The sequence below is a fragment of the Klebsiella sp. GW_Kp182 genome (assembly GCF_040062275.1).
GTDB classification, from domain to species: domain Bacteria; phylum Pseudomonadota; class Gammaproteobacteria; order Enterobacterales; family Enterobacteriaceae; genus Klebsiella; species Klebsiella michiganensis.
Map to the genome: position 1 here is coordinate 137442 of NZ_JBEAFQ010000009.1, position 8198 is coordinate 145639.

Here is an 8198-nt window from a genome sequence, read left to right on the forward strand (position 1 = left end):
CCTGGTTGAGGCGCGATGGGTGGGGGAGAGCTCAAAGGGTTAAAGATGGGCTCACCCCCGCAAACGGAGTACAGAAAATATCAGGGCGCGACGGGCGTCAGATAATCCAGCCGCAGCGGCCCGGCAAGCAGGCTATCCATCTGCGCAATAAAATCCTGGAAGTGCGGCAGGGTGATATGCGCGTCCAGCGCTTCCTGATTGCGCCAGGATTCGCGCATATAGAACGTATCCGGCGCATCGCGCAGCTGAAACAGGGCGTAATCGAGGTTGCCTGGCTCCTGACGCGTCGGCAGCAGCAGCGCCCGCAGGGCCTGGCGCAGCGCGTCGCTGCGGCCCGGTTTCGCCGTCAGCACCGCGAGAAGTGAAATCACCTCGCCGCTCATCTTAAAAACCCTCCAGCACGATTTTGCCCACCGAGCGCCCGGTTTCCAGCTGCGCGTGCGCTTTTTGCAGATTGGCGGCGGTGATGGCGCCGTAGTGCTCGCCGAGGGTGGTCTTAATGGTGTTGTCGTCTATCAGCGCCGCCACGCGGGTCAGCAGCTGATGCTGGGCGATCATGTCCGGCGTGTCGAACATCGAGCGGGTAAACATAAATTCCCAGTGCAGGGAGATGCTTTTCGCCTTCAGCGGCACCACGTCGAGGGTTTCCGGGTCGTCAATGAGCGCCAGCTTGCCCTGCGGTGCGAGAGCGGCGATCAGCTGCGGATAGTGCTGGTCGGTATTGGTCAGGCTGGCGACGTGGGTCACCGCTTTGACGCCAATCCGCGCCAGCTCTTCGGCGAGCGGTTTGCTGTGATCGATAACATGATGCGCGCCCGCTTCCCGTACCCATTTCTGGCTTTCCGGACGCGAGGCGGTGCCAATGACCGTCATACCGGTGAGCTTGCTGGCGAGCTGGGTCAGTATCGAACCGACGCCGCCCGCCGCGCCGACGATCAGCAGCGTGTCACCCGCGTTGCCGCCTTCCTCTACGCCAAGACGGTGGAACAGCAGCTCCCAGGCGGTAATGGCGGTGAGCGGCAGCGCGGCGGCGGCGGCATTATCCAGAGAACGCGGTTTGCGGGCGACGATGCGCTCATCCACTAACTGAAACTCGCTGTTGCTGCCAGGACGGCCCAGCGCGCCGGCGTACCACACTTCATCTCCCGCGGCGAACAGCGTCACCGCGCTGCCGACGGCTTTCACCACGCCCACCGCGTCCCAGCCCAGCACGCGCGGGGTATCGGCGTTAAACCCGGCGCGGACTTTGGTATCCACCGGGTTGACGGAAATAGCCTTCACTTCAACCAGCAGGTCATGTCCCTCGGCAACCGGCTGCGGCAGCTCGATGTCGGTTAAAAAAGGAATATTGCTGCCTTCTGCCGCCGCGCGGGTAATGGCGATCGCTTTCATACACTCTCCGGTTTTGAATAAGGTTCATCGTTTGAATGTATTGAGGATAGACCGCGGCACGCGGGGGAAAAATGGCCCGACGGCGATAACAGTTATATTGAAAAAGTGAAAATCAGCGGACGCGATAAAAATCGAGCATCACGCCGTCCTGCGTGCGGCCGCCGGAACAGATAAACAGCGAGGTGGTCAGCCAGCGCAGCGCAGGCGCATCCACTTCAAAAGTCGGTACGGTACGAAAATAGATAGCTTCCGGTGGAATATCGCTAAAAAAGCGTATATCGTCGCCGAAAAGACACTCTATGTACTCTTCGGGTAGGCGGCGAATGCCGTTGTTTTCGATGTATACGGTGCCTTCTTCCACGTGTAATGCATAGCGGGCGGAGAGGCGGCAGGTGCCGTCAGGTTCGACGATCTGGCTGTCGACGCCGCCGGGTAAGACGTGGCCGTTAAGCTCACCGCGTACGGTTCCGCTGAGAATAGGGATCAGCTGACGTTTCCCGCTCTGCGGGCTGCGGGAGACGATGACCGGTTTGTCTACCTGAATGGTGAGAGAGAAGCTGTGTTCGAGTTCGGGTGTCATCATTGGTCTCCTTTCTAAGCCACGTTATACCGTTAGTGTAAGGATTTAAAGGTGAAGGGAATAACGCAAACATTGGATGGAAATGATTGGCTGGGGAGATGGAAGTGAACAAAAAACGGCCGCGAGCGCGGCATTATTTGGCGTATTCTGCTGACATAATGCTTTCACACGGACGCGAGGAATAAAGATGAATACGCTATTTCTGATTGGCCCCGGCGGGGTGGGAAAAAGCACGGTTGGAGCGCTGCTGGCGCAGGCGATGAGCTACCGGTTTATCGATCTCGATAGAGAATTTTGCGAGCAGATTTTAAATATTCGCCAATATATTCAGCGCAATGGATACGAGCGCTATGTGCGTGAGAACGCCGCGCTATGCTCTCGCCTGCTGGCGGAGAATCCGCATGAAAAACGAGTGGTGGTGCTCTCCTCGGGATTTCTTGCCACCGATGTCTGCCCGGAGATTGTCGCCGGGAATCGACAGCTTGTGCGGCAGTCCGGGTATTCCATCCTGCTACTGCCTTCAGAGGATATTAATATCGCTACGCGCATAGTGGTCGCGCGCCAGCTGATGCGCGGCTTTGGTCTGGTCAGAGAAAAAGAAGAGATGAAGTTCCGCCAGCGCTTCAGGGAATATTGTGCATTAGACGATTGCCGGGTGGTTTCGTCTGAGGAGCCGGAGAGGGTGGCGGAGCTGGTGCGGGAGAAGGTGGCTGCGGAACAGCGGAAACAAAAAAGCCTGGCGGCGATGCGTGAGCTGAGCGAGCTGTCACAGAAGCTGGGATTGTATAACTAAACGCCATGCAGCGCGGCTCGGTGGGAATTACACAGGCCCAAAGATAATCTCGCATCGCGTAGGCCGGGCAAGGCGCCGCCCGGCAGAAAGGCGCGAACAACAGGCAATTATCTCTCGCACGCGCAAATAAACCCGGCGTTCGCTGGCGCGAATATCGCGGATGCGCTCCAGCATCTCATCGAAATAGTCGGGTACAGCCGATGAACCAACAGGCGGATTTTTTAACCGCTCATCATCCATCACAAACCTTTGATCAGGTATTCCTGGAGCGTCTGGGTTGCCCACTGGCGGAACTGAGTGCCGCGAGGGGAGCGAACGCGATAGCCAACGGCAAGTATCAGAGGCAAACTAAAGTGTTGAACCTGATAATTTTTTCCATCACTGGCAGTTGTTCGGTAAAACCGAACAACTGAATTTTCCTCAAGTTCGCCTTCTTCAAATATATGCTTTATATGCTCGCTGATGGTGGCTTTCGCTTTACCATAGAGTTTGCAGATCATTGCCTGCGAGAGCCAAAGCGTATCGCTTTCAAAGCGGCATTCAACACGTACTTTCCCATCACCGCTGGCAAACATAACGAACTCGCCTATGGGGGACGACGTTAAGTGTTCATTTGCCATATAGCCTCCGGGTTAACCTGCTTTGGTTCGCATAGTATGTCAGAAGAGCATAAATTTCATTAGACGGACGATTAACCCGGCGTCATTTGGCAGCGGCTATCCAGAAGGCGAACATGTCCGGGCGTCAGACGAGATGAAGCGTGTTGTTGACGCTTTTAAAGGATTGCTGAATTTGCAGTAGCTCCGCTTTAAGCATTTCTTCCTTATCGCTCTGCGGCAGCAGCACAATACAGCCATCCATTACCTTAACCGTGAAGCGCTTTCCGGTATCGAACCCCGCTGCGCGTAACCACTTGCCGGAAAGGGTGAGACTTACGAGCTGGTTTAAAGAGCTGGCGAGAAGTGCTAAAGCGAAGGGTATTGAACCGAAAGGCTGATTTTCTGGATAAGTTCACATGGATAAAAATGATTGAACTGGCGGAAGATCACAGGAGTTGAACCTGCCCGGGACCGCTGGCGGCCCCAACTGGATTTGAAGTCCAGCCACCTCACCGGAGATGACGATCTTCCGCGCCTCGATTGCTACATGGAGGCGGGGCGCATTATAGCTACTTTCCTGCATTAACCACATACCCAAACGCACTTTTTTACTGTTAAAACTGGACTTTACAGAACCTTCTTAAACAATTCCTTGCAAAATCCGTGGCTTACACTTTTATACACTCTTTCAGGCTACCGGGATCACATAAAACAAGAAACGTAATTTGAATATGAGATATCGCAATTCATCTTACTGCGCGGATGGTTTACAAAGCATGTAACCGGTACCAACCCGCGGCAGCGCTGAGAGAAGAGTGTGCGATGAAAGATCATATTTTGTCCGTCAAAGAGAAGATTGGCTACGGCATGGGCGATGCCGCAAGCCACATCATTTTTGATAACGTCATGTTGTATATGATGTTTTTCTATACCGATATCTTTGGTATTCCTGCCGGCTATGTCGGCACCATGTTCCTGCTGGCCCGCGCGCTGGATGCGATATCCGACCCCTGCATGGGGCTGCTGGCCGACCGTACCCGCAGCCGCTGGGGAAAATTTCGCCCGTGGATCCTGTTCGGCGCGATTCCGTTCGGCCTCGTCTGCGTGCTGGCCTACAGTTCGCCGGACCTGAGTCATAACGGCAAGCTGATATACGCCGCGGTCACCTACACGCTGCTGACCCTGCTCTACACCGTGGTCAACATCCCGTACTGCGCGCTGGGAGGGGTTATCACCGACAACCCAACGCAGCGCATCTCCCTGCAATCCTGGCGCTTTGTGCTGGCGACGGCGGGCGGCATGCTCTCCACAGTCCTGATGATGCCGCTGGTGAACTTTATCGGCGGCGAAGACAAAGCCTTTGGCTTTCAGGGCGGCATCGCGGTGCTGTCGGCGATCGCTTTCCTGATGCTGGCGTTTTGCTTCTTCACCACCAAAGAGCGCGTCGAAGCGCCGCCGAGCTCTACCTCAATGCGGGAAGACCTGCGCGATATCTGGCGCAACGATCAGTGGCGTGTCGTTGGTCTGCTGACCATCCTCAATATTCTCGCGGTCTGCGTTCGCGGCGGCGCGATGATGTACTACACCACCTGGATTATGGGGTCCGCTGGTCTGTTCACCGCCTTCCTCACCACCTACTGCGTCGGCAACCTGATTGGCTCGGCGCTGGCGAAGCCGCTCACCGACTGGAAATGCAAAGTCAGCGTCTTCTGGTGGACTAACGCCCTGCTGGCGGCGCTGAGCGTGGCGATGTTCTTCGTGCCGATGGACGCCGAAATCACCATGTTCGCCTTTATCTTCGTGATTGGCGTGCTGCACCAGCTGGTGACGCCGATTCAGTGGGTGATGATGTCCGACACCGTCGACTACGGCGAATGGTGTAACGGCAAACGCCTGACCGGCATCAGCTTTGCGGGCACCCTGTTCGTGCTCAAGCTGGGCCTGGCGCTGGGCGGCGCGCTGATTGGCTGGATGCTGGCGGGCGGTGGTTACGATGCCGCGGCCAAAACCCAGAACAGCGCCACTATCACCATCATCATCTCATTGTTCACCCTCGCTCCGGCGGTCTGTTATCTGCTGAGCGCGGTTATCGCTAAACGCTACTACACCCTGAAAACCCCGTTTCTGAAAAAGATGATGGCGGAGCTGGCTCAGGGCGCGCGCCGCAACGAACAGGAATTCATTTCAGCGCCGAACGGCAAAGAATTGCAAAACTAAGAGGAAGCTATTCATGAAAATCAGTGATGGAAACTGGCTTATTCAACCAGGACTCAATCTGATCCAACCTGTACAGGTATACGAGGTTGAGCAACAGGGCAACGACATGGTGGTCTACGTCGCGTCGCGCGAAGTGCGCGAGCGTGCCGCCCAGCTCGATGTTCCGCTATTTACCGTGCGCTTCTTCTCTCCGCAGGAAGGGGTGATTGGCGTACGTATGGAGCACTTCCAGGGCGCGCTGAACAACGGCCCACACTATCCGCTGAACGTGCTGAAAGACGTCAAGGTGGAGATTAACAACGGCGCTGAGTATGCCGAGCTGAAGAGCGGCAATTTGACCGCGCGCGTCACGAAAGGCGACTTCTGGTCGCTGGATTTCCTGCGCGACGGCGTGCGGATTACCGGTAGCCAGCTGAAAAACGACGGCTACGTGCAGGATACCAAAACGCATCGTAACTATATGTTTGAGCGCCTGGATCTCGGCGTCGGCGACACCGTTTACGGCCTCGGCGAGCGCTTTACCGCGCTGGTGCGCAACGGCCAGACGGTCGACACCTGGAACGAAGACGGCGGCACCAGCACCGAACAGTCGTACAAAAATATCCCGTTCTATCTGACCAACCGTGGCTACGGCGTGCTGGTGAATCATCCTGAGCGCGTCTCTTTCGAAATCGGCTCCGAGAAAGTCTCTAAGGTGCAGTTCAGCGTCGAAGGTGAATACCTGGAGTACTTCGTTATCGACGGCCCGACCCCGAAAGAGGTGCTGAACCGCTATACCCGGTTTACCGGGCGTCCGGCGCTGCCGCCGGCCTGGTCTTTTGGCCTGTGGCTGACCACCTCGTTCACTACCAACTACGATGAAGCGACGGTTAACAGCTTTATCGACGGCATGGCGGAGCGCAACCTGCCGCTGCACGTGTTCCACTTTGACTGCTTCTGGATGAAGGCCTTCCAGTGGTGCGATTTTGAATGGGATCCGGTGACCTTCCCTGACCCGGAAGGCATGATTAAGCGCCTGAAAGAGAAAGGGCTGAAGGTCTGCGTGTGGATTAACCCCTATATCGGTCAGCGTTCGCCGGTGTTTAAAGAGCTGCAGGAGAAAGGCTATCTGCTGAAACGCCCGGACGGTTCGCTGTGGCAGTGGGATAAATGGCAGCCGGGCCTGGCGATTTATGACTTCACTAATCCGCAAGCCTGCCAGTGGTATGCCGACAAGCTGAAAGGCCTGGTAGCGATGGGCGTTGACTGCTTCAAGACCGACTTCGGCGAGCGTATCCCGACCGACGTGCAGTGGTTTGATGGTTCCGATCCGCAGAAAATGCACAACCACTACGCCTTCATCTATAACGAGCTGGTGTGGAACGTACTGAAAGAGACCGTCGGCGAGAAAGAAGCGGTGCTGTTCGCGCGCTCCGCCTCGGTGGGCGCGCAGCAGTTCCCGGTGCACTGGGGCGGCGACTGCTACGCCAACTATGAATCGATGGCGGAAAGCCTGCGCGGCGGCCTGTCGATCGGCATGTCCGGCTTTGGGTTCTGGAGCCACGATATCGGCGGCTTCGAAAACACCGCGCCCGCCCACGTCTACAAGCGCTGGTGCGCCTTCGGCCTGCTGTCGAGCCACAGCCGTCTGCACGGCAGCAAATCCTATCGCGTGCCGTGGGCCTACGATGACGAGTCCTGCGACGTGGTGCGCCACTTCACGCAGCTGAAATGCCGCATGATGCCGTATCTGTACCGTCAGGCGGCGCTGGCCAATGAGTTCGGTACGCCGATGCTGCGTTCGATGATGCTGGAGTTCCCGCACGACCCGGCCTGCGACTATCTGGATCGGCAGTACATGCTGGGGGATTCCGTGCTGGTGGCGCCGGTGTTTAGCGAAGCGGGAGACGTCCAGTTCTGGCTGCCGGAAGGCCGCTGGACCCATCTGTGGCACAACGATGAAGCGCAGGGTAGCCGCTGGCATAAGCAGAATCACGATGTGCTGAGCCTGCCGGTGTACGTGCTTGACAACACTCTGCTGGCGCTGGGAAACAATGATCAGAAGCCAGACTACGTGTGGAACGAAGGTACCGCCTTCCAGCTGTTTAGCCTCGACGATGGTCGCGAAGCCGTCTGTCAGGTGCCGGCCGCGGACGGGTCGGTGGTCTTTACCCTGACGGCGAAACGCCAGGGCAACGTCATCACCGTCAGCGGTGACGGCGAGGCCAGCGGCTGGACGCTGTGCCTGCGCAACATCCAGCAGGTGGCGGGCGTGCAGGGCGGCGCTCAGGCGGGTAGCGAGCTGGGCGTGGTGGTGACCGCGCAGAGCAATGCGTTGACGATTACGCTGTAAGCGCTTTGTAGCCGGACAGGCGCATCAGGCGCCGCCTCCGGGAAAGGTGCCAAACCTGATGCATCAGCGCTGCGGCTTCCCGGTTAGCGCTGCGCTTAGCCGGGCTACAGGTTTCCAGCCGTCTGCACGCCGGTAGCCCGGACAAGGCGCGTCAAGCGCCGCCTCCGGGGAAGGTGCCAAACCTGATGCATCAGCGCAGCTGCTTCCCGGCTCGCGCTGTGCTTAGCCGAGCTACAGGTTTCCAGCCGTCTGCACGCCGTAGCCCGGACAAGGCGCGTCAAGCGC

Annotated in this window: 6 protein-coding genes, 1 tRNA gene and 2 pseudogenes; 3 read left to right on the forward strand and 6 right to left on the reverse strand. The window is 57.5% G+C overall.

The window, feature by feature from the left end; all coding sequences use genetic code 11:
• Positions 1 to 80 precede the first annotated feature (80 nt).
• From ABLU88_RS11895 to ABLU88_RS11905, 3 genes are all read right to left on the reverse strand, one after another.
• Positions 81 to 371, reverse strand: coding sequence for a putative quinol monooxygenase (locus ABLU88_RS11895; protein ID WP_177936724.1), 291 nt, complete (start codon positions 369 to 371; stop codon positions 81 to 83).
• A 13-nt stretch (positions 372 to 384) separates the two neighbouring features.
• Positions 385 to 1392, reverse strand: a complete 1008-nt coding sequence (locus ABLU88_RS11900; protein WP_047722808.1) for a zinc-binding alcohol dehydrogenase family protein — start codon at positions 1390 to 1392, stop codon at positions 385 to 387.
• 112 nt (positions 1393 to 1504) lie between these two features.
• A complete protein-coding gene (locus ABLU88_RS11905) occupies positions 1505 to 1972 on the reverse strand; it encodes a DUF3237 domain-containing protein (RefSeq protein WP_049083320.1) in 468 nt (155 codons plus the stop codon).
• Positions 1973 to 2159: 187 nt separating this feature from the next.
• Here ABLU88_RS11905 and ABLU88_RS11910 point away from each other — a divergent pair, with 187 nt between their 5' ends.
• Entirely contained in the window at positions 2160 to 2765 is a 606-nt protein-coding gene (locus tag ABLU88_RS11910) for a shikimate kinase (protein ID WP_102803529.1), read from the forward strand.
• Between the two features lie 108 nt (positions 2766 to 2873).
• On the opposite strand, the pseudogene rhuM reads toward ABLU88_RS11910, so the two are convergent.
• From rhuM to ABLU88_RS11925, 3 genes and pseudogenes are all read right to left on the reverse strand, one after another.
• Positions 2874 to 3385, reverse strand: a pseudogene (gene rhuM, locus ABLU88_RS11915) (RhuM family protein); the annotation flags it as partial.
• Between the two features lie 124 nt (positions 3386 to 3509).
• Positions 3510 to 3695, reverse strand: a pseudogene (locus ABLU88_RS11920) (SymE family type I addiction module toxin); the annotation flags it as partial.
• Positions 3696 to 3800: 105 nt separating this feature from the next.
• Positions 3801 to 3895, reverse strand: a tRNA-Sec gene (locus ABLU88_RS11925).
• A 291-nt stretch (positions 3896 to 4186) separates the two neighbouring features.
• On the opposite strand from ABLU88_RS11925, the gene ABLU88_RS11930 reads away from it, so the two are divergent.
• The gene (locus ABLU88_RS11930) at positions 4187 to 5581 is read left to right on the forward strand and encodes a glycoside-pentoside-hexuronide family transporter (protein ID WP_014227274.1); all 1395 of its coding nucleotides are present in this window, start codon (positions 4187 to 4189) and stop codon (positions 5579 to 5581) included.
• Positions 5582 to 5594: 13 nt separating this feature from the next.
• On the forward strand, positions 5595 to 7913 hold the full coding sequence (gene yicI, locus ABLU88_RS11935) for an alpha-xylosidase (RefSeq protein ID WP_348836589.1): 2319 nt from the start codon (positions 5595 to 5597) through the stop codon (positions 7911 to 7913).
• The last annotated feature ends 285 nt before the right edge of the window (positions 7914 to 8198 follow it).

Bases quoted from the DNA above. Each gene is read 5' to 3' on its own strand.
- ABLU88_RS11900 (WP_047722808.1), bottom strand. From the start codon at position 1,392: ATGAAAGCGATCGCCATTACCCGCGCGGCGGCAGAAGGCAGCAATATT.
- ABLU88_RS11905 (WP_049083320.1), bottom strand. From the start codon at position 1,972: ATGACACCCGAACTCGAACACAGCTTCTCTCTCACCATTCAGGTAGAC.
- ABLU88_RS11910 (WP_102803529.1), top strand. From the start codon at position 2,160: ATGAATACGCTATTTCTGATTGGCCCCGGCGGGGTGGGAAAAAGCACG.
- ABLU88_RS11930 (WP_014227274.1), top strand. From the start codon at position 4,187: ATGAAAGATCATATTTTGTCCGTCAAAGAGAAGATTGGCTACGGCATG.
- yicI (WP_348836589.1), top strand. From the start codon at position 5,595: ATGAAAATCAGTGATGGAAACTGGCTTATTCAACCAGGACTCAATCTG.